Source organism: Streptomyces sp. NPDC048590, from assembly GCF_043199535.1.
Lineage (GTDB): Bacteria > Actinomycetota > Actinomycetes > Streptomycetales > Streptomycetaceae > Streptomyces.
This window is the reverse complement of the sequence record NZ_JBICWC010000006.1, coordinates 111381-137703: the sequence shown is the minus strand read 5'-3', so window position 1 is coordinate 137703 and position 26323 is coordinate 111381. Positions and strand designations below refer to the sequence as shown.

23 protein-coding genes and 2 tRNA genes are annotated in these 26323 nt (G+C 67.9%); 13 read left to right on the top strand and 12 right to left on the bottom strand.

The window, feature by feature from the left end:
* The first annotated feature begins 193 nt into the window (after positions 1 to 193).
* On the top strand, positions 194 to 499 hold the full coding sequence (locus tag ACGFNN_RS19075; protein ID WP_393557249.1) for a hypothetical protein: 306 nt from the start codon (positions 194 to 196) through the stop codon (positions 497 to 499).
* Between the two features lie 335 nt (positions 500 to 834).
* Positions 835 to 1608, top strand: a complete 774-nt coding sequence (locus ACGFNN_RS19070; protein ID WP_393557247.1) for a potassium channel family protein — start codon at positions 835 to 837, stop codon at positions 1606 to 1608.
* A 359-nt stretch (positions 1609 to 1967) separates the two neighbouring features.
* Here ACGFNN_RS19070 and ACGFNN_RS19065 read toward each other — a convergent pair.
* A tRNA-Ala gene (locus ACGFNN_RS19065) sits at positions 1968 to 2040 on the bottom strand.
* Between the two features lie 170 nt (positions 2041 to 2210).
* On the opposite strand from ACGFNN_RS19065, the gene ACGFNN_RS19060 reads away from it, so the two are divergent.
* Together ACGFNN_RS19060 and ACGFNN_RS19055 are read left to right on the top strand one after the other, a co-directional pair.
* Positions 2211 to 2759, top strand: a complete 549-nt coding sequence (locus tag ACGFNN_RS19060) for a DNA-binding protein (RefSeq protein WP_362545280.1) — start codon at positions 2211 to 2213, stop codon at positions 2757 to 2759.
* A 119-nt stretch (positions 2760 to 2878) separates the two neighbouring features.
* Complete coding sequence (locus ACGFNN_RS19055; protein WP_393557245.1) at positions 2879 to 4246, top strand: serine/threonine protein kinase; 1368 nt, start codon at positions 2879 to 2881, stop codon at positions 4244 to 4246.
* A gap of 25 nt (positions 4247 to 4271) precedes the next feature.
* Here ACGFNN_RS19055 and ACGFNN_RS19050 read toward each other — a convergent pair whose 3' ends face one another.
* Positions 4272 to 5612 (bottom strand): hypothetical protein, encoded by a 1341-nt coding sequence (locus tag ACGFNN_RS19050; RefSeq protein WP_393557243.1) that lies wholly within the window; start codon positions 5610 to 5612, stop codon positions 4272 to 4274.
* 335 nt (positions 5613 to 5947) lie between these two features.
* Positions 5948 to 6082, bottom strand: a complete 135-nt coding sequence (locus tag ACGFNN_RS19045; RefSeq protein ID WP_219852833.1) for a DLW-39 family protein — start codon at positions 6080 to 6082, stop codon at positions 5948 to 5950.
* Positions 6083 to 6363: 281 nt separating this feature from the next.
* Between ACGFNN_RS19045 and ACGFNN_RS19040 the strand changes: the two genes are divergently transcribed.
* Positions 6364 to 6723, top strand: coding sequence for a DUF6344 domain-containing protein (locus ACGFNN_RS19040; protein ID WP_393557241.1), 360 nt, complete (start codon positions 6364 to 6366; stop codon positions 6721 to 6723).
* A 332-nt stretch (positions 6724 to 7055) separates the two neighbouring features.
* On the opposite strand, the gene ACGFNN_RS19035 is transcribed toward ACGFNN_RS19040, so the two are convergent.
* The 9 genes from ACGFNN_RS19035 to dnaA all read right to left on the bottom strand — a co-directional run bounded on the left by ACGFNN_RS19035 (position 7056) and on the right by dnaA (position 19808).
* A tRNA-Ile gene (locus tag ACGFNN_RS19035) sits at positions 7056 to 7132 on the bottom strand.
* Positions 7133 to 7210: 78 nt separating this feature from the next.
* The gene (locus ACGFNN_RS19030) at positions 7211 to 7795 is read right to left on the bottom strand and encodes a DUF3566 domain-containing protein (protein WP_365518513.1); all 585 of its coding nucleotides are present in this window, start codon (positions 7793 to 7795) and stop codon (positions 7211 to 7213) included.
* A gap of 93 nt (positions 7796 to 7888) precedes the next feature.
* Positions 7889 to 10516, bottom strand: a complete 2628-nt coding sequence (gene gyrA / locus ACGFNN_RS19025; RefSeq protein WP_393557239.1) for a DNA gyrase subunit A — start codon at positions 10514 to 10516, stop codon at positions 7889 to 7891.
* Between the two features lie 71 nt (positions 10517 to 10587).
* A complete protein-coding gene (gyrB, locus tag ACGFNN_RS19020; protein ID WP_393557237.1) occupies positions 10588 to 12657 on the bottom strand; it encodes a DNA topoisomerase (ATP-hydrolyzing) subunit B in 2070 nt (689 codons plus the stop codon).
* Between the two features lie 391 nt (positions 12658 to 13048).
* A complete protein-coding gene (locus ACGFNN_RS19015) occupies positions 13049 to 13627 on the bottom strand; it encodes a DUF721 domain-containing protein (RefSeq protein ID WP_393557236.1) in 579 nt (192 codons plus the stop codon).
* On the bottom strand, positions 13624 to 14754 hold the full coding sequence (gene recF / locus ACGFNN_RS19010; RefSeq protein ID WP_393557234.1) for a DNA replication/repair protein RecF: 1131 nt from the start codon (positions 14752 to 14754) through the stop codon (positions 13624 to 13626). The genes ACGFNN_RS19015 and recF overlap by 4 nt, the downstream gene beginning before the upstream one ends.
* 79 nt (positions 14755 to 14833) lie before the next feature.
* On the bottom strand, positions 14834 to 15712 hold the full coding sequence (gene gnd, locus ACGFNN_RS19005) for a phosphogluconate dehydrogenase (NAD(+)-dependent, decarboxylating) (protein ID WP_362545306.1): 879 nt from the start codon (positions 15710 to 15712) through the stop codon (positions 14834 to 14836).
* Positions 15713 to 15855: 143 nt separating this feature from the next.
* On the bottom strand, positions 15856 to 16986 hold the full coding sequence (gene dnaN, locus ACGFNN_RS19000) for a DNA polymerase III subunit beta (RefSeq protein ID WP_362545564.1): 1131 nt from the start codon (positions 16984 to 16986) through the stop codon (positions 15856 to 15858).
* 1028 nt (positions 16987 to 18014) lie between these two features.
* Positions 18015 to 19808 carry a chromosomal replication initiator protein DnaA gene (gene dnaA, locus ACGFNN_RS18995; RefSeq protein WP_393557232.1) on the bottom strand — a complete coding sequence of 598 codons (1794 nt, stop codon included), beginning with the start codon at positions 19806 to 19808 and terminating at the stop codon, positions 18015 to 18017.
* A 381-nt stretch (positions 19809 to 20189) separates the two neighbouring features.
* Here dnaA and rpmH point away from each other — a divergent pair, with 381 nt between their 5' ends.
* The 8 genes from rpmH (at position 20190) to ACGFNN_RS18955 (ending at position 26170) form a co-directional block, all read left to right on the top strand.
* Positions 20190 to 20327 (top strand): 50S ribosomal protein L34, encoded by a 138-nt coding sequence (gene rpmH, locus ACGFNN_RS18990; RefSeq protein ID WP_014047156.1) that lies wholly within the window; start codon positions 20190 to 20192, stop codon positions 20325 to 20327.
* A gap of 18 nt (positions 20328 to 20345) precedes the next feature.
* On the top strand, positions 20346 to 20717 hold the full coding sequence (gene rnpA / locus ACGFNN_RS18985; RefSeq protein WP_362545312.1) for a ribonuclease P protein component: 372 nt from the start codon (positions 20346 to 20348) through the stop codon (positions 20715 to 20717).
* Positions 20714 to 21073 carry a membrane protein insertion efficiency factor YidD gene (gene yidD, locus ACGFNN_RS18980; protein WP_362545316.1) on the top strand — a complete coding sequence of 120 codons (360 nt, stop codon included), beginning with the start codon at positions 20714 to 20716 and terminating at the stop codon, positions 21071 to 21073. The genes rnpA and yidD overlap by 4 nt, the downstream gene beginning before the upstream one ends.
* A gap of 3 nt (positions 21074 to 21076) precedes the next feature.
* Entirely contained in the window at positions 21077 to 22333 is a 1257-nt protein-coding gene (yidC, locus tag ACGFNN_RS18975; RefSeq protein WP_362545319.1) for a membrane protein insertase YidC, read from the top strand.
* Between the two features lie 14 nt (positions 22334 to 22347).
* On the top strand, positions 22348 to 22857 hold the full coding sequence (locus tag ACGFNN_RS18970) for a R3H domain-containing nucleic acid-binding protein (protein WP_362545322.1): 510 nt from the start codon (positions 22348 to 22350) through the stop codon (positions 22855 to 22857).
* 98 nt (positions 22858 to 22955) lie between these two features.
* The gene (gene rsmG / locus ACGFNN_RS18965; RefSeq protein ID WP_362545325.1) at positions 22956 to 23672 is read left to right on the top strand and encodes a 16S rRNA (guanine(527)-N(7))-methyltransferase RsmG; all 717 of its coding nucleotides are present in this window, start codon (positions 22956 to 22958) and stop codon (positions 23670 to 23672) included.
* A gap of 303 nt (positions 23673 to 23975) precedes the next feature.
* Entirely contained in the window at positions 23976 to 25073 is a 1098-nt protein-coding gene (locus ACGFNN_RS18960) for a ParA family protein (protein WP_393557740.1), read from the top strand.
* Positions 25070 to 26170 carry a ParB/RepB/Spo0J family partition protein gene (locus tag ACGFNN_RS18955; RefSeq protein WP_393557228.1) on the top strand — a complete coding sequence of 367 codons (1101 nt, stop codon included), beginning with the start codon at positions 25070 to 25072 and terminating at the stop codon, positions 26168 to 26170. Before ACGFNN_RS18960 ends, ACGFNN_RS18955 begins: the two co-directional genes overlap by 4 nt.
* Positions 26171 to 26323 lie beyond the last annotated feature (153 nt).

Genomic DNA, 26323 nt, shown 5'->3' with positions numbered 1-26323 from the left:
CTGCGAGAAGCAGACACCGAACGAGGGTCCACATGGGCCCGCGATCCTCCACCCCCCGGGGCGGCACACGCCCTTCGGGGTCGAGGACCATGCCGATACGGTCACCGGGCACGACGGCCGACCCGCACCCCCTCCAGAGCCGCACAGGCACCGGGGTGCCGTCGGCCCTCCGGACCGAGCAGAGGTAACGATCATGAACGTTGCCGGCCGCGACCGCGGTCACGACCACCTCCTGGCGCTGCCCCCGCTCGGCCATGATGGAGTCAGCGGTCGCTCGAGGAACGCTGAGGGCCAGCAGCAGGCCCAGTACACAGACCCCACCGATCAGCAGCCTCCCCGCACGCGCGACCAGGAGGAAGAGAACGAGCCCTCCCACAACGGCCATGCCCGCGGCCTGAGCCTGCTCCAGCGCGATCCCCAGCAGTACGGAAACCGTCCCGGCGCCACCGACAGCCAGTACCCCGCCGCAGGCGACCACCATCGCCTCCACGACGAGTGACGTGGGCGGAGCTCCGCGGTAGTCCGCCGGGCCGAAAAGCACGTGCCCGAGCGGAGAGGGCGGCGAGGACCTGCGGGACACGCTCATCTCCTCGGATCAGTGACGGTCTCCCGCCCGTTGCTTCTCTGCGCGATGGCGCCGGCAACAGCCCCCTGGCGATCCGTCCCCGTCGCGGTGCGGGAGGCGAACCAGTCGATTCTGTACGGCTGCTCGGCCGACAGGAGCGAACCCGTGCTCGTCCGATGTCCTGACGACCGGTTCCCGGCGATTCGGGCCGCGGCACACGGCCGCCGAGCCGCGGGGCAGCCCTTGGCCAGGTCCTTACGATGCCATGCATGAAGATTCGATCCGGTCCGGGTGACTGGGAACGACGCACACGCGGCCCTCTTCTGGGCATGGCCGTCGTCTTCGCCGTGGCCTATGCGGTGCCGGTCGTCTCGCCGGGTGCCCCCGCATGGGCGCACACCGTGTGCCAGACGGCCGAATGGACCGTGTGGGCGGCCTTCGCCGCCGACTACGTCGTGCGGCTGGCACTGGCGCCCGCCAAATGGCTGTTCGTGCGCCGTCATCCGCTGGACCTGCTGGCTGTCATCCTCCCGCTCGTGCAGCCGCTGCGGCTGCTGCGGCTGGTCTCCACGCTCCTCCTCGTCGGCCGACGGGCCGGGAGAGCTCCGCAGATCACCATGACCGTCTACGTCGGCGGCTCCGTGATCGGGCTGATGATGTTCGGCTCGCTGGCAGTGCTCCAGGTGGAAAGGAACGCGCCGGACGGCAACATCCGCACCCTGGGTGACGCGGTGTGGTGGTCCTTCACCACCATGACCACGGTCGGATACGGAGACCTCGCACCCACCACGGGTCTCGGCCGGCTGCTCGCGGTGGGCCTGATGCTCTCCGGAATCGCGCTGCTCGGTGTGGTGACCGCCAACATCGCGGCCTGGTTCATCTCCCGCTTCGAAAGGGACGATGCGCAGGAGCGCCGGCAGACAGCTCTGCTGGAGGCTCTGACCGCCGAGGTCGCGGCATTGCGCGGCGAGGTGGCCAGGCTCTCGGGCACGCCGATGCCGGGACAGTCCAAGGAGCCGGACCCCGCTTCGGCCCCGTTGTGAACGCGCGTGAGGTGCGCACCGACACCGGGGCGGCGCACCTGAGTACCTGACCGCTACGCGTGCTCTTTCGCGTCGGGACGGAGCCCGGCAGGCCAAGCGTGAGCCCCCTCCCAGGCTGCCGAAGTCGATGCCGGTCCTGATGGAACGCCAGTTGCGGGGGCTGGCAGGTCTCGATTTCGTCGCACAGCTGTCTCGACGAGGCACTCCGGGAGACCCGCGCTTCGTCGCGTGCGCACCCGGCGCGGGCCGGATCACTACGGGTTCCGACGCCCTCCGACAGGCAGTACGAACACACCCGCCGCAGACACGAAAATGCCCTCCGAAACCGCGTTTTCGCAGTTCAGAGGGCATTTCATCTGTGGAGCCTAGGAGATTCGAACTCCTGACATCTGCCTTGCAAAGGCAGCGCTCTACCAACTGAGCTAAGGCCCCGAAAACAGACATCGCGAGACATGGTCCGCATCGCGTCGTCCGTCGCAGAACAGAGTACCGGGTGACCCCCCGAAACCTGCAAAAGGATTGGGACTCCCGGCCCGCCACCCCCCTCCGTAAGATGCACGGCAAGGTTCGCAGCAGCGAAGCCGCAGCGATGGGGAGACGCAATGGACGCAGCGCAGCAAGAGGCGACGGCTAGAGCCCGGGAGCTCCAGCGCAGCTGGTACGGAGAGCCGCTGGGGGCGCTCTTCCGCAGGCTGATCGATGACCTCGGCCTCAACCAGGCACGTCTCGCGGCCGTGCTCGGACTGTCCGCGCCCATGCTGTCCCAGCTGATGAGCGGGCAGCGCGCCAAGATCGGCAACCCGGCGGTCGTCCAGCGGGTGCAGGCACTCCAGGAACTGGCCGGCCAGGTGGCGGACGGCAGCGTCAGCGCCGGCGAGGCCACCGATCGCATGGAGGAGATCAAGAAGTCACAGGGCGGCTCCGTCCTGACCAGCACCGGCCAGACCTCCTCCACCGGCGGTGCCCCCACCGTGCGCCGTGTGGTCCGGGAGATCCAGTCGCTGCTCCGGTCGGTCGCCGCCGCCGGCGACATCATCGATGCGGCGGACTCCCTCGCCCCCGTACACCCTGAACTGGCAGAGTTCCTCCGGGTGTACGGAGCGGGCCGCACGGCTGACGCGGTGGCGCACTACGAGGGCCACCAGAGCTAGGGCCTTTCGTCTGGATCATGCCGGGCTCGCTGTCGCTGCCTTGGAGGCCCGAGGCAGGGACAGCCGTGGCGGTACCCGACAGCACAACCGAAAACGGAAACGGGAGCGGGCGCAGCGCAATGGGTGAGGTCTTCGCTGGTCGGTACGAGCTGATCGATCCGATCGGACGCGGTGGGGTCGGCGCTGTGTGGCGCGCGTGGGACCACCGGCGGCGCCGGTACGTCGCGGCCAAGGTCCTGCAGCAGAGCGACGCACACACCCTGCTGCGCTTCGTCCGCGAACAGGCTCTGCGGATCGAGCACCCCCATGTGCTCGCGCCCGCCAGCTGGGCGGCCGACGACGACAAGGTCCTGTTCACGATGGACCTGGTCAGCGGCGGCTCTCTGGCCCATGTCATCGGTGACTACGGGCCGTTGCCGCCGCGCTTCGTCTGTCTCCTGCTCGACCAGCTGCTGTCCGGGCTGTCGACAGTCCACGCCGAGGGGGTGGTCCATCGAGACATCAAGCCGGCCAACATCCTCATGGAGGCCACCGGAACGGGCCGCCCGCATCTGCGGCTCTCCGATTTCGGGATCTCGATGCGCAAGGGGGAACCCCGGCTCACCGAGACCAACTACGTGGTGGGTACGCCGGGTTACTTCGCCCCTGAGCAGATGATGGGAGCGGAGCCGGACTTTCCGGCAGATCTGTTCGCCGTCGGACTCGTCGCGCTCTATCTGCTCCAGGGCAGGAAGCCGGACAGCAAGGCGCTGATCGAGTACTTCGCCGCCCATGGCACCCCGAGCGCTCCTCAAGGGGTACCCGAGCCCCTCTGGCAGGTCCTCGCCGGCCTGCTCCAGCCGGACCCGCATGCCCGGTTCCGTACCGCCACCGGCGCCCGCAAGGCACTGACCGCGGCGGTCGAGATGCTGCCCGAGGCCGGGCCCGGCGAAGAGCCGGTGGAAGTGTTCGACCAGATCGGACCACTGCCGTCCGGGTTCGGCCCCGACGGACCCGAAACACCGGCCCGCGGTGCGCAGATGCCCGCGGAAGCCCTCGGTGTGGTCTCTCAGGCACCTGAGCAACTGCCCCACGCAACCCAGCCGTCGGCCCAGCGGGCCGACGGCTCGCAGCCGGTCACGGGGCGACAGCCCTACGCCCCGCCGTCATCGATGTCGGAGACGGGCAGCTTTCACATCGCACCGCCCCCGCAACACCCCGTCTCACCGCCTCACGCGGCGCCACAGCCGGTCTCGACGACCCCGCCTCTTCCCGGCCAGGGCGCGTCCCCCTACGACGCCCAGGAGCTCTCACAGGCGGCCACTGCCGCTGTGCCGTACGGCGCCTCTCCCACCCGCGCCTACACCGCCCAGCACCCGCAGGCGCCCCAGGGGGCTCCTGCGCCGGCCGGAAAGCGTCAGGGACCGCCCGTGAAGGTGGCGGTCCCTGTACTGGTCGTGGCGTTGCTCTGCTTCGCCGTCGGCATCTGGGCCCTCACCCAGGGCTGACGCGCGCCCGCGGTCGGGCAACGTCCTACCAGGCGGGAGGCGGCCCTCCGAGCGGCGGCCGGCCTCCCGGTGCGCCGGGCGGGGTCGCGACGGACGCGGGCCGGCGCCTGGCCAGCAGTGTCCAGGCGCCCAGCCCGAGGACCAGCAGCGAACCCGTACCGATGCCCGCGAAACCCACCGCCGTCATCATGGCGCTCCGGCCGGCCTCGGACTCCTTCTGTCCGCTCCTGGCCATGTCCCTGTCGTCGTCGGAGACTCCGAAGATTCCCGCATCGCCCTGGTAAGGCGAAGGCTTGCTGTCGTTGACCACCTTCACCTTGAGCGTCAGCCCGATGGGATCGTCTCCGTAATGCTCGGCGACCTCCGGGGAGAGCGTCACCGAGAGGTAGTACCAGCCCGCGAAGCGCATGGCGCTGACGTCCGCCGCCGAGGCGTACCGGTTCTCGTACGCAACCGGAGGCAGAGGGTCAAGAGCCACCGAGTTGGGGCCTCCCGAATACGACAGGGTCGCGTCGTCCACATGGCCGTGGGCAGGATTGTCCAAAGCCAGGGCCAGGGCGTTGCCGAGGAACTCGGTCGACTTGCCGCTGTTGCTCAGCGCGGCTGTGGCGAACAGCTGCTGGCCCCAGTCCACGGGCACCCGGTAGAAGCGCGTCCGGCCGGGCGTGATGGAGTCCACCCACTCACCGGACTCCAGGCTGGTGGCATCGTGGAACCCGCTGCCCCCCGACCGCTTCTGCGGCCCTGTCGGCGGTACCGGTGAAGCGGACGGCCACTCCTCCGGCGCCTCCGTCGGCAGCGCAGCGCCCTCCTTGAGGGATGGCTCGGCCTCGTAGCGCAGCTCCAGGTCCCAGTCTTCCGGGGACGACGTCACCTTGCTCTCCCGCTCGATCAGCACGTTGTACGTGCCGCCCGCCTTGCAGGTGGTGCTGTCCTTCTCCACGTTCCGGTAGGCGTACGCGGCGATCGGACGTGGGAACTCCGCGGATTCGAAGGCGGCGTCCTCGGAGCTGCACTGTGTGTCGTCGAGATCCCGGATGCTGACAGTGATCCCGTCGCCGTAGGCGACCTTCCCACCCGACTTCGGGATCGCCACGGCGGAGACATACGCGTCGGTGGTGTCGTCCAACTCCAGCCGGTAGTAGAGCTTCTGGCCGTTCCCGATGGAACTCCGGTACACGGAACCGGGCTTCAGCTCCGGCGCCTCGGCATTCGTCTCGGTGCCCTCGACCGAAGCCGCCGCGGGATCGAAGGTGTAGGCCGCCGGCCCCACCTCGGCATGCGCCTGCCCGGGCAGAGCCCCCATCGCGCACACCGCCGCGATCGTCGCGAGCGTCACCCTGCCCCTGCTGCGCTGCCTGTTCACGCGCTTCCCCTCGTTGTCTCCATGCGTGCCCCGCACCGGCTGCGAGAACCCGGTGGGCGAAACGGCCCCTCCGGCAGCGACCGCGGTGCCGGTCCATCCTGCCCCGCCCGCACCACAGCTGTCTGCGGCAGCGATGGATGCAGCCCTGATTACCCGTGTGGCTCGCGCGACAGCCGCGCATAATTTCGCATACGTGAAGAAATAATTCGCTCAGGCGAATTCATCGAACCGGCGCCCGTACCCGTGCGAGAGATCGAACCGGACGCAGCAGAACACCCCGGGCAGCACAAAGCCCCGGCCGATCGACGGCCGGGGCTTTAGCAGACTGTTGCGTCTCACACACCTGTACCTGCGGGCACGGAGTCGGTCGCCTCCGTCCACAGATCCTGCTCGGCGCGATCCGCCTGGATCTGGCGGTACACGAGGAGCCCACCGATGGCGGCCAGTGCGACCAGGAGAAGCTTCTTCACCGCGCGACCTCGTCTTTCCTTGACGTAAGGGACTTCTGCCGCCCGACTATACACACCGGCCGATACCGATCGGTGACCTCCCCGGGGCCCCGCGGCCACCCGTTCCGGGGTCGTTCCGGAGCCTCTCGAAGCGCCTTCGCCAGCTCGTCGGGGCCCACTGGACCAGAAGAGTGGTGTTCATCAGAAGATCGGCGCACCACGGGCGTCGGTACCGGATTCCAGGGGTCCGATCCACATCATCGGAAAGGTAAGCAAAACGGACCACCTGAAAGCGAGGGGCCATGAGCACCTTCAGGGTCAAGAGCATCTGGACCGCCTTCGTCACCGCCTTCTTCGCGCTTCTCGCGACGATGGGCCTCGCGACCGCCCAGGCCACGGCCGCGGAGCCGACGGTCACGCACCAGGAGCACACGGGCGTGACACCGGCAACCTCGACGACCCCGTCGGTGCGGTGGACCCTTCCGCGTGACAGGGCGCTGCCACCCACGATGAAGCAGCGCATCCGCGCCGAGGCGCACGGCTCCTCCCCGTCCACCCGCCAGCTGTCCGCCGACACAACCGAGGCGGCCCGCACCACGACCGGCAACCACTCGGTCCACGGATCGACACCCGCCGGGGACTCCACCCCGCTGCCACCCTGAGCGTGCACCACGCATCCCCAGGCCCCTTGTCCGGCACACGCCGGCGGGGGCCTTCGTCATGCCCGGGCGGTCCGCGGCCATGAAGGATGCCGGGACAGTCCGCGGCCACGAAGGCTGAAGAGCTCTTGGTCCCCCGTCCGCCCCCGGCGGCCGGCCGGCCGGACCGGGACCTACCTTGCCGCTCAGAACCTCGCCGCTCAGGACCTCGATACGTGCCGAAGCGCAGAGGCGGCCACGGACCGCCCGTCCGCCGGTCGGCACCTCCCACACCTGTGGGTACGGGCCGGGTACGCCGAAGGCCCCTCACCGTCACCGGTGAGGGGCCTTCGTGCTGGTGGGGCTAACAGGATTTGAACCTGTGGCCTCATCCTTATCAGGGATGCGCTCTAACCAACTGAGCTATAGCCCCGCCGCGCTGCTCTGTGCCGCGCTGACTTCTGAAGATTAGCGCACGTCGGGGCCAGTCCCAAAATCGATACCCGGCGGCCTACTCGTCCTCGGCGAGAGTGAGCTCCACACCGCCCACGAAACCGGCCGACAGGTTGTAGATGAAGGCGCCCAGCGTCGCCAGCGCGGTGGCCAGCACCACGTCGATCACGGCAATGACCGAGGTGAAGATGAGGACGCGCGGCAGCGACAGGAACGACTGAAGATCGAAGCCGTTGCTCTCGTTCGAGCCGGTGGCCTCACTGATCGTGCCGCCCACGGTGGAGAAGACACCCATGGCGTCCATCACCATCCACAGGACGGCGGCCGCCACCACCGTGCAGATGCCCAGTGCGATGGACAGCAGGAAGCTGACCTTCATCACCGACCACGGATCCGCCTTCGCCACCCGCAGACGCGCCTTGCGCGTGCGCGGTGTGGTCCGTGCCCCCGTACGCGGCAGCCGGGTCGCCTGCGCGCCCACACCGCCCCGCACGCCGCCGCCCTGCGTACCGCCGGCGGGCGGCTGATACGCCTGAGGCGGCTGATAGGGCCCCGTCTGGCCCGGTGCGGGCTCCCGCTCGCCGGGCAGCGGCCCGGTCGCGTACCCCTCGTACTGCGGCTGAGGTCCCCGAGTGTCCGTCACAGTGCCCCCTTGGGAGTCCGTGGCAGAGCCACGGGCACCGTTCCCGCCGGCTTCGGAAGCGGCCGAACCGGCGCCCGTGGCTCCACTCACGCTCTACTCCTCGTGCTCCCCGGCCGAAGGCGCCGTGCCCTCGACTGTGCCCTCGACCACGTTCTCGGCATGGGCCTCGACCGTGGCGCCTTCGGCCTCATCCGTCCCGTCGACCTCTTCGGCCTCGCGACCGGCCTCGGCGTTGCGCGCGATCCCGACGACGGCATCGCGCTTGCCCAGATTGATCAGTTGGACGCCCATGGTGTCACGGCCCGTCTCCCTGACTTCATTGACTCGCGTACGAATCACACCACCACCGAGGGTGATGGCGAGGATCTCGTCCGTCTCCTCCACCACCAGCGCGCCGACGAGCGAACCCCGGTCCTCGACGATCTTGGCAGCCTTGATGCCCAGACCGCCGCGGCCCTGGACGCGGTACTCGTCGACGGCGGTGCGCTTCGCGTACCCGCCGTCGGTGGCGGTGAACACGAACGTACCGGGCCGGACGACATTCATCGAGAGCAGCTCGTCGCCCTCGCGGAAACTCATGCCCTTCACGCCCGAGGTCGCCCGGCCCATGGGCCGCAGGGCGTCGTCCGTCGCCGTGAACCGGATCGACTGGGCCTTCCGGCTGATGAGCAGCAGGTCGTCCTCGGACGACACCAGCTCGGCGCCGATCAGCTCGTCGTCGCTGCCGTCCTGCGTCTCCCGCAGGTTGATGGCGATGACACCGCCGGAACGGGGGGAGTCGTAGTCCTTGAGCGCGGTCTTCTTCACCAGGCCGCCCTTGGTGGCCAGGATCAGGTAGGGCGCCGCCTCGTAGTCGCGGATCGCCAGGATCTGGGCGATCTGCTCGTCCGGCTGGAACGCCAGGAGGTTCGCGACGTGCTGGCCGCGGGCGTCCCGGCCGGCGTCCGGCAACTCGTACGCCTTGGCCCGGTAGACCCGGCCCTTGTTCGTGAAGAACAGCAGCCAGTGGTGCGTCGTCGACACGAAGAAGTGGTCGACGATGTCGTCTTCCCTGAGCTTCGTACCGCGGACGCCCTTGCCGCCGCGCTTCTGCGAGCGGTAGTCGTCCGTCTTGGTCCGCTTGACGTAGCCGCCGCGCGAGATGGTGACGACGATGTCTTCCTCGGCGATGAGGTCCTCGACCGACATGTCGCCCTCGAACGGCACCAGCTTGGAGCGCCGGTCGTCGCCGAACTTGTCGACGATCGCCGCCAGTTCCTCGCTGACGATCACGCGCTGCTTGGCCGGCGAGGCGAGGATCTCGTTGTACTCGTTGATCTTCGCCTGGAGTTCGTCGTGCTCCGCGGTGATCTTCTGGTGCTCCAGCGCGGCCAGGCGGCGCAGCTGCATCTCCAGGATGGCGTTCGCCTGGATCTCGTCGATCTCCAGGAGGCCCATCAGGCCCTCGCGCGCGATCTCCACCGTGTTGCTGCGGCGGATGAGCGCGATGACCTCCTCGATGGCGTTCAGGGCCTTGAGCAGCCCGCGCAGGATGTGCGCCCGCTCCTCGGCCTTGCGCAGCCGGAACCGCGTGCGCCGGACGATGACCTCGATCTGGTGCGTCACCCAGTGCCTGATGAACGCGTCGATCGACAGTGTGCGCGGCACCCCGTCCACGAGCGCCAGCATGTTCGCGCCGAAGTTCGTCTGCAGGTCGGTGTGCTTGTAGAGGTTGTTCAGCACGACCTTGGCGACCGCGTCACGCTTCAGCACGACGACCAGACGCTGGCCGGTGCGCGAGGACGTCTCGTCACGGACGTCCGCGATGCCGCCGATCTTGCCGTCCTTCACCAGGTCGGCGATCTTCTGCGCGAGGTTGTCGGGGTTGGTCTGGTACGGGAGCTCCGTGACGACCAGGCACTGCCTGTTCTGGACCTCCTCGACCGCGACGACCGCCCGCATGGTGATCGAGCCACGGCCCGTGCGGTAGGCCTCCTCGATGCCCTTGCGGCCCACCACGAGTGCTCCCGTGGGGAAGTCCGGGCCCTTGATCCGCTCGATCAGAGCGTCCAGCAGCTCCTCGTGCGAGGCTTCCGGATTCTCCAGGTACCACTGCGCGCCGGCGGCCACCTCCCGCAGGTTGTGCGGCGGGATGTTGGTCGCCATACCGACCGCGATGCCCGCGGAACCGTTCACCAGGAGGTTCGGGAAGCGGGCCGGCAGGACCGTCGGCTCCTGGTTGCGGCCGTCGTAGTTGTCCTGGAAGTCGACGGTCTCCTCGTCGATGTCCCGGACCATCTCCATGGACAGCGGCATCATCTTGCACTCGGTGTACCGCATGGCGGCGGCCGGGTCGTTGCCCGGGGAACCGAAGTTGCCGTTGGAGTCCACCAGCGGCATGCGCATCGACCAGTGCTGAGCCAGTCGTACGAGCGCGTCGTAGATCGAGGAGTCGCCGTGCGGGTGGTACGTACCCATGACGTCACCGACGACGCGGGCGCACTTGTAGAAGCCCTTCTCGGGCCGGTAGCCACCGTCGTACATCGCGTACAGCACACGCCGGTGGACGGGCTTCAGTCCGTCCCGTACGTCGGGCAGCGCACGCGACACGATGACGGACATCGCGTAGTCGAGGTAGGAGCGCTGCATCTCCGTCTCGAGCCCCACGGGCTCGACACGCATGCCCACGCCCGGGACGGCGGGCTCCTCTTCGGGCATCACAGGGGTGTTCTCGTCGGCCATTGCTGGTCAAAGTCCTTTCGGGCTGCGGCTTGGAGGGTCCGGCCCCGGACCCTCCTCCTTGTACGGCCGACTCAGATGTCGAGGAAGCGGACATCCTTGGCGTTGCGCTGGATGAACGAGCGCCGCGCCTCGACGTCCTCGCCCATGAGCACGGAGAACAGGTCGTCGGCCTGCGCCGCGTCGTCCAGCGTGACCTGGCCCAGCACCCGGTGGTCGACGTCCATGGTGGTGACGCGCAGCTCCTCGGCGTTCATCTCACCGAGGCCCTTGAAGCGCTGGATCGAGTCTTCCTTGATCCGCTTGCCGTTCTGCTTCCCGAGCTCCACCAGGGCGTCGCGCTCGCGGTCCGAGTACGCGTACTCGAAGTCGTCCCGGCCCCACTTGATCTTGTAGAGCGGCGGGCGCGAGAGATACACGTGCCCGGACTCGACCAGCGGCCGCATGAAGCGGAAGAGGAAGGTCAGCAGCAGCGTGTTGATGTGCTGGCCGTCGACGTCGGCGTCCGCCATCAGAATGATCTTGTGGTAGCGGAGCTTCTCGATGTCGAAGTCCTCGTGGACCCCGGTACCGAAGGCCGAGATCAGCGCCTGGACCTCGGTGTTCTGCAGGATCTTGTCGATCCGGGCCTTCTCGACGTTCAGGATCTTGCCTCGGATCGGCAGGATGGCCTGGTACATCGGGTTGCGGCCGGACTTCGCCGAACCACCGGCGGAGTCACCCTCGACGATGAAGATCTCGCACTTCGTCGGGTCGTTCGACTGGCAGTCGCTCAGCTTCCCGGGCAGTGAGGCGCTCTCCAGGAGCCCCTTGCGCCGGGTCAGGTCGCGCGCCTTGCGGGCCGCGACCCTGGCGGTGGACGCCGCGATGCCCTTGCGGATGATGTCGGCGGCCTCGTTGGGGTTCCGGTCGAACCAGTCCGTCAGCTGCTCGTGGACCACCTTCTGCACGAAGGTCTTGGCCTCGGTGTTGCCGAGCTTGGTCTTCGTCTGACCCTCGAACTGCGGCTCGCCCAGCTTGACCGAGATGATCGCCGTCAGACCCTCGCGGACGTCCTCACCCGTGAGGTTGTCGTCCTTCTCCCGAAGCAGCTTCTTGTCGCGCGCGTACCGGTTGACCAGCGAGGTCAGCGCGGCGCGGAAGCCCTCCTCGTGCGTACCGCCCTCATGCGTGTGGATCGCGTTGGCGAAGGAGTACACACCCTCGGTGTACTGCGTGTTCCACTGCATGGCGATCTCGACGGACAGCAGCCGGTCCTTGTCCTCGGCCTCGATGTCGATCACCGACTGGTGAATGAGGTCGCCCTTGCGGGAGTTGAGGTACTTGACGAAGTCGACGATGCCGTTCTCGTAGTGGTACGTGACCGACCTGGTCGACTCCGCCTCGGGCGCGTCGACCGCCTCGGCGCTGTCCGCACCGGCCGTGGCCTTCGCCGACTCCCGCTCGTCGGTGAGCTTGAGGGTGAGCCCCTTGTTGAGGAACGCCATCTCCTGGAAGCGGCGCGACAAGGTCTCGAAGGAGTAGTCGGTGGTCTCGAAGACATCGCCGTCGGCCCAGAAGGTGACGCTCGTCCCGGTCTCCTCGGTGGCCTCGTGCTGGGCCAGAGGGGCGGTCGGGACACCGAGCTTGTAGTCCTGGGTCCAGCGGTACCCGTCCGTCCTGACCTCGACGGAGACCCTCGTGGAAAGGGCGTTGACGACGGACACGCCGACGCCGTGCAGACCGCCGGAGACGGCGTAGCCGCCACCGCCGAACTTGCCGCCGGCGTGCAGCACCGTCAGCACGACCTCGACGGCCGGCTTGCCCTCGGACGGCACGATGCCGACCGGGATACCGCGGCCGTTGTCGACCACACGAACCCCGCCGTCGGCGAGGATCGTGACGTCGATGGTGTCCGCGTGGCCGGCCATGGCCTCGTCGACCGAGTTGTCGACAACCTCTTGCACGAGGTGGTGGAGGCCGCGCTCACCGGTGGACCCGATGTACATACCGGGTCGCTTGCGGACCGCGTCCAGGCCTTCGAGCACGGTGATCGCGCTGGCGTCGTACGAGGCGGTGGTCTCGCCTTGCCCACCGGCCGTGGACGGGATGTTCTCGTTGGGGTTGCCGGAATCGGCCACGAAGCGCCCTTTCTGGCACAGCACAGGCCGTTCTCCGGCAGGCGGGAGCGGCTGCGTCGTTCGGCGTGTATCGACGACTCCCGCGAGGAAGCGGGATTGTCCACCAGTCTACCGGTAGCGCTGACATGAATGGGGGTTTGCCGGTGCCTGAGTACGCATGTGCCGCCCTGAATGAGCGGCTGCCGACTCCCCATATTCAGACAGGGGCTCCGAGAGGCTCACGAGGGCTTTGCGCGCTTCGGCCTGTCAACCTCCCGCTACGGTGAGGGACGTCTCTCGACTGCTGCGCAACCCAAACCTGGACATAGGTGCACATACAAGAAAGGTGGGCACTGCAGCAAAACGGGACAGAAGCGCAGGGAGTGCCTCCGGCCCGCAACCGGCGCGCGAAGTCCCGTACGACGAAACCCACTGCTCAGCCGTAGGTGTCGCCCGGGCCCCTGCTCCCAGGCGTACGCAGCGAACCGAATCGGCGCTGTGGGCCACCGGGGCCCAGAACCTTGATCATCCGCACGGTGCCGTGGCCCAGATCCGTGTTCAGCCTCGCCACCAGCTGAGGCGCCAGCAGTCTCAGCTGGGTCGCCCATGCCGTCGAGTCGCACTGCACGGTCAGAACCCGCTCCGCGGGATCGTCGTCGTAACGCACCGGCACGCAGTGATTGGCCAGGTCCTCACCGACGATCTGGGGCCAGCGGCCCATGACACCGCCGACGGCCGCCGGAGTCTCCCAGCCGCGCTCGGTGATCAGCCGGTTGATCGCGGATCCCAGTGCCAGCGGATCCCGGCCGTCGGAGCGTGCGCCCGACCTCAGACCGCCGCCGCGCCTGGCCTGGTTCCTCTGCTGGTTCGCGGCGCCCCGGGCACGGGCCTGCTCCTTCGCCGCGCGCAGGGCGACCCGCGCCAGGTCGACTCCGGACACCTCGGGCGGCTTGGCTCGGGCCGCCCGCCCCGCCGGCTCGGGCGTGGGGCCTGCCTGCTCGTCGGGGCCGTTCACAGCCGCTCCACCTCTCCGGCCGACACCGCGTAGCGCGCACCCGCCAGCGCACCCGGAACGTCGTCGTCCACGGCGGCCGTCACCAGCACCTGCTCGCCCGGAGCCACGAGCTCCGCCAGGCGCTCACGCCGACGGGCGTCCAGCTCGGCGAACACGTCGTCGAGCACCAGCACCGGCTCGTTCCCCTCGGTGCGGAGCAGGTCGTAGGAGGCCAGCCGCAGTGCCAGGGCGTAGGACCAGGACTCACCATGGCTCGCATAGCCCTTCGCGGGCATGCCCCGCAGGCCCAGCACGAGGTCGTCACGGTGCGGACCGACCAGCGTCACTCCGCGCTCGATCTCCTGCTTGCGCGCCTGGACCAGCGCCGCCATCACCTGCTCGTAAAGCTCCTCGCGGGTACGCGCGGGCTCGACGTCGGCGCCGACGGAGCTCCGGTACTCCAGCGTGACCGGGCCACCCCCCGGGGCGACATCGGCGTAGGCCTTGTCCGTCAAGGGCTGCAGTGTCGCGATCAGATCCAGCCGCTGCGCCAGCAGTTCGGCTCCGACCCGCCCCAGATGCTGGTCCCACACGTCGAGGGTGGACAGATCCACCCCCCGGCCGCCGTGCCTGCGCGCCATGGCGGCCGACTTCAGCAGGGTGTTGCGCTGCTTCAGCACGCGTTCGTAGTCGGAGCGGACTCCGGCCATCCGGGGGGAGCGCGCCGTGATCAGCTCGTCCAGGAAGCGCCGGCGCTCGCCCGGGTCGCCCTTCACCAGTGCGAGGTCCTCCGGGGCGAAGAGCACGGTCCGCACGATGCCCAGGACGTCACGCGGCCTGACCTGGGAAGACCTGTTGATACGGGCTCGATTGGCACGGCCCGGATTGAGCTCGAGCTCGACGAGCTGCGAGCGCTCCCCCTGAGTCACCGCGGCCCGCACGACGGCGCGCTCCGCGCCCATCCGCACCAGGGGGGCATCGGACGACACCCGGTGGCTTCCCAGCGTGGCGAGATAGCCGACGGCCTCCACCAGATTCGTCTTGCCCTGGCCGTTGGCCCCCACGAACGCGGTGACGCCCGGGCCGAGTGGGACCTCGACCCGGGCGTACGAGCGGAAGTCGGCCAGCGAGAGATGCGTGACGTGCATGGCCGCCGACCCTTCCGACTACGTGCTTCGCTGTGTGCCGCTGTCCGCGAGCCCTTCCAGGCCCGCGGATCCGGTGCGGCTACTTCTTGTTCTCGACCGCGTGGCCACCGAACTGGTTGCGCAGCGCGGCGATCATCTTCATCTGCGGCGAGTCGTCCTGCCGCGAGCCGAAGCGCGCGAACAGGGACGCGGTGATCGCGGGCAGCGGTACCGCGTTGTCGATGGCGGCCTCGACCGTCCACCGGCCCTCGCCCGAGTCCGCGGCGTAGCCACGGAGCTGCTCCAGGTGCTCGTCGTCGTCCAGCGCGTTGACGGCGAGGTCCAGCAGCCAGGAGCGGATGACCGTGCCCTCCTGCCAGGAGCGGAAGACCTCGCGCACATCGGTGACGGAGTCGACCTTCTCCAGGAGCTCCCAGCCCTCGGCGTAGGCCTGCATCATGGCGTACTCGATGCCGTTGTGGACCATCTTGGCGAAGTGGCCGGCGCCGACCTTGCCCGCGTGGACGGAGCCGAAGTCGCCCTCGGGCTTCAGTGCGTCGAAGATCGGCTGGACCTTGGCGACGTTCTCCTCGGTGCCGCCGTACATCAGGGCGTAGCCGTTCTCCAGGCCCCAGACACCACCGGAGACACCGCAGTCGACGAAGCCGATGTCCTTGATGCCCAGCTCGACGGCGTGCTTCTCGTCGTCGGTCCATCGGGAGTTGCCGCCGTCCACGACGATGTCGCCGGGAGACAGCAGATCGGCCAGCTCGTCGATGGTCGACTGGGTCGCGGCACCGGCCGGGACCATCACCCACACGACGCGCGGGCCCTTGAGCTTGCCCACAAGCTCTTCGAGGCTGTGGACATCGGCGACGTCCGGGTTGCGGTCGTAACCGATGACGGTGTGGCCTGCGCGGCGGATGCGCTCGCGCATGTTGCCGCCCATCTTGCCGAGGCCGACGAGACCGAGCTCCATCAGAGATTCCTTAAGCGTTGTGCCGATTCGTACCCAGGACCGAGCCTACGCCCGGCCGGGGTGACACGGCGGGGTGCAGCACGGTGGGCCGGCTCCGCGCTGAACCGGCCCGCCCGACTGCCATGACTGGGACGACTTCCGGATCAGCCGGAGAGGCGGACCGGCATGATCAGGTACTTGTACGCGTCGTTCGCCTCGGCGTCGACGGCCGGGCGCCCGCTGAGCAGGGCGGGCTTCGTCGACGTCGTGAAGGAGAGCTGGGCGACGGGGGAGTCGATCGCGCTGAGCCCGTCCAGCAGGAAGGTCGGGTTGAAGGCGATCGAGATGTCGTCACCCTCGAGCACCGCGTCGACACGCTCCACAGCCTGTGCGTCGTCGCTCGAACCCGCTTCGAGGATCAGCACACCCTGCTCGAAGCTGAGCCGGACCGGGGTGTTGCGCTCGGCGACCAGAGCGACGCGCTTCACGGCCTCGACGAACGGTGCGGTCTCGATCACGGCGACCGAGTTGAACTCCGTCGGGAAGAGCGTCCGGTACTTGGGGAGGTCGCCTTCGAGCAGACGCGTGGTCGTGCGCCGGCCGGCGCCCTCGAAGCCGATGAGGCCCTCGCCCGCACCGGAGCCGGACAGCGCCAGGGTGACCGTGTCACCGCTGGTCAGCGCCTTGGCGGTGTCCAGCAGCGTCTTCGCGGGCACCAGAGCCACGGCCGAGGCGTCCGGGTTCTCCGGCTTCCACAGGAACTCGCGGACGGCGAAGCGGTAGCGGTCGGTCGACGCGAGGGTGACGGTGTCGCCCTCGATCTCGATACGGACGCCGGTAAGGACGGGAAGGGTGTCGTCCCGGCCGGCGGCGATGGCGACCTGCGCGGCCGCGGACGCGAAGACCTCACCGGGGACGGTGCCCGTGGCCGTGGGCATCTGCGGCAGTGCCGGGTACTCCTCCACAGGCAGTGTGTGGAGTGTGAACCGCGAGGAGCCGCAGACCACCGTGGCCCGTACACCGTCTGTGGAAATCTCCACCGGGCGGTTCGGCAGGGCGCGGCAGATGTCGGCCAGCAGCCGGCCGGAGACCAGCACCGTGCCGTCCTCGTCCACCTCGGCGTCCACCGAGACCTTCGCCGACACCTCGTAGTCGAAGCTCGAGAAGCTGAGAGCGCCGTCCTCGGCCTTCAGCAGAAGGCCCGCGAGAACGGGCGCCGGCGGACGGGCCGGGAGGCTGCGGGCCACCCAGGCCACCGCCTCCGCGAGTACATCGCGCTCCACCCGGATCTTCACCGGAACCGCCTCCTGCTGTTGCTCGCTCGCCCTGCTGGCCTTCGTCATCGGACGGCTCCCTCACCGAGGGGCTGGGGACACCGCCGGGGTCCAGTCTGACGTACGGCACCGACACTCGTTGCTGCTCGGGGTCAAGTCGCACCAAGGGGTTCGCCGAGCTCGCCACTCGAGTTGTACACAGGCCCTGCTTCGAAGCTGATTCCTGGCTAACTCTGAGTGGTAGTAGTAGTAGGCCTTGTGGAAACCGTGGATAACGCCATCTGCGCAGGTCAGCAGCGGTTTTTTGTCCACCGTCCCTGTGGGCGGAACCAGTGGACAACCGGGCGCTTCTGTGGACACACGGAAGTTCTGCACACCCGATGCACAGGGCGCGGTGACTTCTCCCCAAGGCTGTCCCCAGCTTTACCCACCTTCCCCACAGCCCAACCGAGGTCTTTGGTGTGACGCCTTTCACTCAGGGCGGTGATAGGCGGTGTCGGGTTGCCGAACAGTGGACAGGGGTGTGGAGAAGCTGGGGACAACCGCACCCTGCCTGTGGGCCGTCGGTGGACAACCTTGTCGCTCCCCTGTGGACGAGATTTCTGTCCACAGGGTGTGGATGACTGTCGACCACAAATCCCCAAGCGGGTGACCTGGACTGATGGAGTATCGACAGCTGTCCCTGTGGACGCAATCTGGACAACTTCGCAGTCCCCAGGCTGTGGACGTCAGATTCTCCAATTCTCTGTGGAGAAGGGCTCCGGCGTGGTGGGTATTCGAACACTCCACCCGGACGAACCCTCGGCGCCGGCCTTCTCCGCGCATGGATCGGGGCTGGGCACGCCCCTCCGAACGGCCCTCCGAAGCCTTCTGCCGCTCTGTCGCAGCTCCTCCACGGCCTTCTTCTGCGCCCCTCCGGCGCTGCCTCTCGCCGGCTGCCATGTCGCCGCCCGCCGCCGTCGCCGCAGCGGCAGCCACGACGACGAAAAGCGCCCTACGAGGCCGTCCTACGGACCTCGTGGGGCGCTCTCGGGGCTTTCTCGGTGCTGTCAGCCGTTCTTGATGCGGTTGGTGAGCTCGGTGACCTGGTTGTAGATGGAGCGGCGCTCCGCCATCAGTGCCCGGATCTTCCGGTCGGCGTGCATCACGGTGGTGTGGTCACGGCCGCCGAACTGCGCGCCGATCTTGGGCAGGGAGAGATCCGTCAGCTCACGGCACAGATACATGGCGATCTGGCGCGCGGTCACCAGGACACGGCTGCGCGAGGATCCGCAGAGGTCCTCGACGGTCAGCCCGAAGTAGTCCGCGGTCGCCGCCATGATCGCCGGTGCCGTGATCTCCGGTGCGGAGTCCTCACCGCCGGGGATCAGGTCCTTGAGCACGATCTCGGTAAGCCCGAGGTCCACGGGCTGGCGGTTCAGGCTCGCGAACGCCGTCACCCGGATCAGCGCGCCCTCCAGCTCACGGATGTTGCGTGAGATACGGGAAGCGATGAACTCCAGGACCTCCGGCGGGGCGTTGAGCTGCTCCTGCACGGCCTTCTTGCGGAGGATCGCGATGCGCGTCTCCAGCTCCGGGGGCTGCACATCCGTGGTGAGGCCCCACTCGAACCTGTTGCGCAGCCGGTCCTCGAGGGTCACCAACTGCTTGGGGGGACGGTCCGAGGACAGCACGATCTGCTTGTTGGCGTTGTGGAGCGTGTTGAAGGTGTGGAAGAACTCCTCCTGCGTCGACTCCTTGCTCGCGAGGAACTGGATGTCGTCGACCAGGAGGATGTCCACGTCGCGGTAGCGCTTGCGGAACGTGTCGCCCTTGCCGTCACGGATCGAGTTGATGAACTCGTTGGTGAACTCCTCGGAGCTCACGTACCGCACCCGGGTGCCCGGGTAGAGGCTCCGTGCGTAGTGACCGATGGCGTGCAGGAGATGGGTCTTCCCGAGCCCCGACTCCCCATAGATGAAAAGGGGGTTGTACGCCTTCGCGGGTGCCTCGGCGACGGCGACCGCGGCCGCGTGGGCGAAGCGGTTGGAAGCGCCGATGACGAAGGTGTCGAAGAGGTACTTCGGGTTCAGCCGGGCGTGCGGCTCGTTCGTGCCGGGAGGCGGAGCGGACTGTCCCATGGGGCCGACGCCGGCCCGCCCCGGCCCGCCGGGACCGCCCGGACGGTGCTGCGGCTGCTGGTCCTGCGGCTCGTGGAGGTCGCGGCCGTCCCGCTGCGGCTCGTAACCCTGGTGCTCGGGCGGCTGCGGACGGTAGTCGTGCTGCGGTTGCTGCGACCGCGGGCCGGCGTAGGGGGCACGGTCCTGATATCCGCCGTGCCGCGGCTGCCAGGAGAGGTCCTCCTGCGCACGGGGCCAGGCGCCCGGCTCGGGCCGGTGCTGCTGGTAGTCCGGGTAGGCGGGACGCGCTGTGGGCATGCCGTCGTCCGAGGGGCGGGCGCCGTAGCCGTCGTACCCGTCACTGTGGGGCGGCTCGTCGTGCTGAGGCCCCTGGTACCGGTGGGACTGCTGCCCCGGGTGCGGCTGGTGCTGCTGGCGCATCGGGGGCGCGGGAGGAGTCGGGGGTTCGCCCGCGGAGTCGTCGACGGTGATCGCGATCCGGATCGGACGCCCGCACTCACGGGTGAGCGACTCGCTGATGAGCGGGGCGAGCCGGCCCTCGAGGACGCGTTTGCCCCACTCGTTGGGTACGGCCAGCAGCGCGGTGTCGGCGACGAGCGCCAAGGGCTGACAGCGCTCGATCCACTGTTTGTCCTTCGGCTCGATGCCCTGCTGGCCTTCTCCGAGGAGTTGTTCCAGCACTCGCGGCCACACTGCGGCAAGATCGGCAGGTACGTCAGCCACAAGGCACGCTCTCTCGCATGTCCCACGAATGTGTGCTTCTCGGGACGGGATGGGTCGGGTCGGGTGAGGCCCGGCAGGGGGGAAGGAAAAGAACCGGAGTTCAGCCACGGTAGTCAGCCCGACCCGCGTGGTTCAAGTTGTTGTCCACAGGCTGTGTACAGCACGGGGTGTCCTGGACCGGGTTTGACCGAATGGCGCAGCCGCGCGTACCGTGACCAGGTCGAGTTGTCGATGGCTGCTGCCGCCTGCCTCCGATGGGCAAAGATCACGATCTGTGATTGTGAAGCGGTGCACTAAGGCGTTTACGCGAGTTCCTCGTGGGCGCACGGTGACAGCCAGGCGATGTCCCGCCAACACACGAATCATTTCTGGAGCCCCCGAGTGAGCAAGCGCACCTTCCAGCCGAACAATCGTCGTCGCGCCAAGACCCACGGCTTCCGACTGCGTATGCGTACCCGTGCCGGCCGCGCGATTCTCGCGAACCGCCGTGGCAAGGGTCGCGCCAACCTGTCCGCCTGATCGCGGTCAGGTCATGACGTGCTGCCTACCGAGAATCGGCTGAGGCGGCGCGAAGACTTCGCGGCCGCTGTACGCCGGGGACGTCGGGCCGGACGCCCGCTACTCGTCGTACATCTACGCAGCGGTGTTACGGACCCGCACGTGCCAGGGGAGAGTGCTCCCCCGCCACGTGCGGGTTTCGTTGTCAGCAAAGCAGTGGGTGGAGCGGTCGTGCGTACCGCGGTGAAGCGCAAGCTTCGTCATCTGGTCCGCGATCGTCTTCCACAGCTGCCCCCCGGTAGCCTTGTTGTCGTACGTGCGTTGCCCGGATCGGGTGACGCCGACCATGCACAGCTGGCCCGAGACCTGGATGCCGCCCTTCAGCGGCTGCTGGGAGGGGGCGCGCGATGAAGTACCCGCTGCTGGCGCTCATCAAGCTGTACCAGTGGACGATCAGCCCGCTCCTGGGCCCCGTCTGCCGGTACTACCCGTCGTGTTCCCACTACGGATATACGGCGATCGACCGGCACGGTGCGATCAAGGGAACCGCGCTCACCGCATGGCGCATCCTGCGATGCAATCCGTGGTCACCCGGCGGCGTGGACTACGTACCTCCGCGCAAACGTCCGCGTTGGCACGAAATGCTGCGCAGCTGTGTGCGCGGCGGCAAGGGCGGGGACTCCGCCGCCGATGTGCCTTCCGGGGGGTCGGTCTCCGAACCCCTGAGCCCGGCCACAGAGACCTCGCCCAATGCTCAAGGAGCCTGATTAGTGGACACGATTGCCAGTCTGTTCAGCTTTATCACCACACCCGTCTCGTGGGTCATCGTCCAGTTCCACAAGCTGTACGGAGCGCTCTTCGGCGATGACACGGGGTGGGCCTGGGGCCTGTCCATCGTGTCCTTGGTGGTCCTGATCCGGATCTGCCTGATCCCGCTGTTCGTCAAGCAGATCAAGTCGACCCGCAACATGCAGGTGCTCCAGCCGAAGATGAAGGCGATCCAGGAGCGCTACAAGAACGACAAGCAGCGTCAGTCCGAAGAGATGATGAAGCTGTACAAGGAGACGGGTACCAACCCGTTGTCCTCGTGCCTTCCCATCCTGGCGCAGTCCCCGTTCTTCTTCGCCCTGTATCACGTGCTCTCGGCCATCGCCTCGGGCAAGACCATCGGTGTCATCGACCAGCCGCTGCTGGACAGCGCCCGTCAGGCGCACATCTTCGGTGCTCCGCTGGCCGCGAAGTTCATGGACAGCGAGGAGAAGGTGTCGGCGCTCGGCGCCTCGCTGACCGACGTCCGGGTCGTCACCGCGATCATGATCGTGATGATGTCCGCCTCCCAGTTCTTCACCCAGCGCCAGCTGATGACGAAGAACGTGGACCTCACCGTGAAGACCCCGTACATGCAGCAGCAGAAGATGCTGATGTACATCTTCCCTGTGATCTTCGCCGTCATGGGTATCAACTTCCCCGTCGGTGTCCTCGTGTACTGGCTGACCACCAACGTCTGGACCATGGGTCAGCAGATGTACGTGATCAACCAGAACCCCACCCCGGGCAGCAAGGCGCAGGACCAGTACCTCGGCCGGCTTCTGAAGAGCGTGACCGCGCATGGCGAGGTCCGCGGCAGGACGCGGCGTAACACCGTGAAGCGGATCGTCGCCAAGGGAACCGACCGCAACGACATCGAGCGCAAGTTCATCACCGGTCTGGGCAAGCTGGGCCTCGCCGCCCAGGAGGACGGCACGGTGACGAAGAGCGAAGCCGCTGTCCTCGAGGCGGAGGGCGGCACGGCCCCCAAGCGCCAGCAGCCCAAGCGCCAGACGAAGGCGAAGCGTCACACCACTGCCGCACACCAGGGCGGGGTGAAGGACTCGGCCGAGCCCAAGACCTCGTTGGAGAAGCAGGACGCAACGCAGGACGACAAGCCGAGGACCGCAGCCAAGCCCGCGGCGTCCGGCTCCTCACGCCAAGCCAAGTCCGGACAGCGCAAGGGCCCGCAGCGGCCCAAGCACCCGTCCAAGAAGTAAGAAGGAGTCCATCCGTGACGGAAGGCACCACCACCACGGCCGCTGAGGGCAGCGACACTCTTACCCGCCTCGAACAGGAGGGTGAGATCGCGGCTGACTACCTCGAAGGCCTGCTCGACATCGCCGATCTCGACGGCGACATCGACATGGACGTGGAGGCGGACCGGGCCGCGGTCTCGATCATCAGCGACTCGGGGCGCGACCTGCAGAAGCTTGTGGGCCGCGACGGTGAGGTGCTCGAGGCCCTTCAGGAGCTCACGCGCCTCGCCGTTCACCGTGAGACCGGCGACCGGAGTCGGCTGATGCTGGACATCGCCGGCTTCCGCGCCAAGAAGCGTGAAGTCCTGGCGGCCCTGGGTGCCAAGGCCGCGGATGAGGTCAAGAGCTCCGGTGAGCCGGTGAAGCTGGAGCCGATGACCCCGTTCGAGCGCAAGGTCGTGCACGACGCGATCGCGGCAGCAGGTCTGCGCAGCGAGTCCGAGGGCGAGGAGCCGCAGCGCTTCGTCGTCGTCCTGCCGGCCTGACCGGACCTTGTACTGTCGGCCCCGTCTGTTCGCAGGCGGGGCCGATCTTTGTCAGCCTGAATGTCAGCGTGCTAGTGCGGTACGGAAGGACGGTCCCCGTGACGGAGGAAGCAGAGCTCCCTCAGGCGCCCAAGGAGGCGCAGGCGGTATTCGGTGAGTTCCTCCCCGAGGCTGTCAGGTACGCGGAACTGCTCGCGGACGCGGGCGTCAAACGAGGGCTGATCGGCCCTCGTGAGGTGCCTCGTCTGTGGGAACGCCACCTGCTGAACTGCGCCGTGCTCTCCGAGGTGGTTCCTCAGGGCGTCACGGTGTGCGACGTCGGATCGGGGGCCGGACTTCCGGGCATTCCCCTCGCGCTGGTGCGCCCGGACCTGAAGATCACTCTGCTCGAGCCCCTGCTTCGTCGTACGAACTTCCTTCAGGAAGTCGTTGAACTTCTGGGCCTCGACCACGTGACGGTCGTTCGCGGACGGGCTGAAGAGGTACTCGGCACGCTGCAGCCCGTACACGTCGTCACGGCCCGTGCTGTCGCTCCGCTGGACCGGCTCGCCGGATGGGGCGTGCCCCTGCTGCGCCCGTACGGCGAGATGCTGGCCTTGAAGGGAGGCACGGCCGAGGAGGAGATCCAGGGGGCGCGTGCAGCTCTCAACAAGCTCGGGGTGGTGGATACCGAGGTGCTGCACGTCGGTGAGGGCTTGGTGGATCCGGCGTCCACGGTGGTGCGGGTGGTCGCCGGGGAGAGCCCTGGCGGTGTGAGGTTCGCCGCAAAGCGCGCCAAGGCGGCAAGGACGGGACGGGCGCGGCGTCGCCGTTAGAGAAGGTTCCGAGCGAAGCTCGACTCACGCTTTGTGTGCTTCTGCTGTATTTGGTAGCTCTTCGTGAAGATGCTCCATGCAAGCAGCGATATGCGCCTCGTGCGGAGTGTCGGAAGTCGCCCGCTGTACTGCACGGGCATCGTGTTTCACGTGAAACGTCGCTCTCTGCTGCAGGGAATTATCGGTCGCGGTCGTGCGGCTGCCGCGCCGCGCGACCGTAGGCCCGTAAGGGCTGCCGAGTTGTCCACAGAACCGGATTCATCCACAGAAGAGTCGGCCTCGCTGGTTCGCGACCCCGAAAGCATGGCAGGCTCTGTTCATTGCGAGCCTGAAGTCGAGGAGAGTGAATCCTTGCGGTCCGACGCCAACATCGCGGGACCGATGACCGATCCGGTCCCCGGTCCCCGTACCGAGTCCCTGGGGGACGGTGTTTCACGTGAAACACCGCCGCCGATGGACGACACACCCATTGGCCGTGCGGCTCAGCTGGCGGTCGAGGCCCTCGGCCGTGCCGGCGAGGGGCTGCCACGACCAGACCGGACACGGGTCATGATCGTAGCCAACCAGAAGGGTGGCGTGGGGAAGACGACCTCGACGGTCAACATTGCCGCATCGCTCGCGCTCCACGGTGCGCGTGTTCTGGTGGTCGACCTCGACCCGCAGGGCAATGCCTCGACGGCGCTGGGGATCGATCACCACGCCGAGGTTCCCTCCATCTACGACGTTCTGGTGGAGAGCATGCCGCTCTCCGAGGTCGTACAGCCGGTCCCTGATGTAGAGGGTCTCTTCTGTGCCCCCGCGACCATTGATCTCGCCGGTGCGGAGATCGAGCTGGTGTCGCTGGTGGCGCGGGAGAGCAGGCTTCAGCGCGCGATCCAGGCGTATGACCAGCCGCTGGACTACATCCTTATCGACTGCCCTCCCTCCCTCGGTCTTCTCACCGTCAACGCTCTTGTTGCCGGAGCTGAGGTACTCATTCCGATCCAGTGCGAGTACTACGCGCTGGAGGGCCTGGGGCAGCTGCTGCGAAACGTCGATCTGGTCCGAGGGCACCTGAACCCTGACCTCCACGTCTCGACGATTCTTCTCACCATGTACGACGGCCGGACCAGGCTCGCGTCCCAGGTCGCTGAGGAGGTGCGCAGTCACTTCGGCAAGGAGGTGCTGCGAACCAGCATTCCGCGTTCCGTACGCATCTCGGAGGCGCCCAGCTACGGACAGACCGTCCTGACGTACGATCCGGGCTCCAGCGGTTCGCTGTCCTACCTTGAGGCGGCTCGTGAGATCGCGCTGAGAGGCGTAGGGGTGCACTACGAGGCTCAGCACGCACCGATGGCGGGCGAACCCGCCCACACAGGTGTCCAGAACAGCCAGCAGAGCAATCCGGAGGGCATGCAGTGAGTGAGCGTCGTAGAGGGCTGGGGCGTGGACTCGGTGCGCTGATCCCCGCAGCCCCGCAGGAGAAGCAGGTCACCGGTCCGGCGTCCGGTGCGAACCCGGTGGCCGCATCACCCGTGATGACCGCTGAGCGAGGGGTGGCAGCCGCGAAGCTGGCCGCCCTCCCCGCCGGTGCCTTGGTCCCGGAGCCGAGTTCGCCCGTGGGGGAGCCGGGAGCCGCGACAGGGCAGTCGGATTCTGCTGGAGCGTACTTCGCCGAGATTCCTCTGGCATCGATCACGCCGAACCCGAAGCAGCCTCGTGAGGTCTTCGACGAGGACGCTCTGGCAGAGCTTGTCACCTCCATCAAGGAGGTCGGACTGCTCCAGCCGGTTGTCGTGCGCAAGGTCGCTGACAGCCGCTACGAGCTCATCATGGGTGAGCGACGGTGGAGGGCGTGCGGCGAGGCGGGCCTGGAGCGGATCCCCGCCATCGTCCGGGCGACGGACGACGAGAAGCTGCTCCTGGACGCCCTTCTGGAGAACCTGCACCGCGCACAACTGAACCCCTTGGAGGAGGCGGCGGCTTACGACCAGCTGCTGAAGGACTTCAAGTGCACTCATGACCAGCTGGCGGACCGGATCGGGCGGTCCCGTCCCCAGGTGTCGAACACGCTCCGTCTGCTGCGGCTCTCCCCGCCGGTGCAGCGCAGGGTCGCGGCCGGAGTGCTCTCAGCAGGGCACGCGCGTGCCCTGCTCTCGGTGGACGACTCGGAGGAGCAGGACAGGCTTGCCCACCGGATCGTGGCCGAGGGCCTGTCGGTGCGTGCCGTCGAGGAGATCGTGAATCTTCTCGGGTCCGAGCCCACGAGTTCGGCGAAGCCCCGAGGCCCCAGGGCGGGCGGCCGGGTTTCTCCGGCATTGACCGATCTCGCTTCGCGTCTCTCTGATCGCTTCGAGACGCGAGTGAAGGTCGACTTGGGCCAGAAGAAGGGAAAGATCGTCGTCGAGTTCGCTTCGATGGAGGATTTGGACCGCATCCTCGGCAGCCTTGCTCCTGGTGAGGGACGGGTGTTGGAGCGCAGCCTCGAAGAGGAGCAGGACGAGACCGACGAAGCCTGAGTCCACCAGCGCTGAGGGCGGGCCGAGTTTCCGGAGAACTTCCCGGAACTCGGCCCGCCCTTTGCCGTCTCTCGGTATCCCCATCACCTCTGGGTGGATACGATGCGTTCTGGTATGGCGTATCCACCACCGTGATCCACCTCAGAGGAGGCG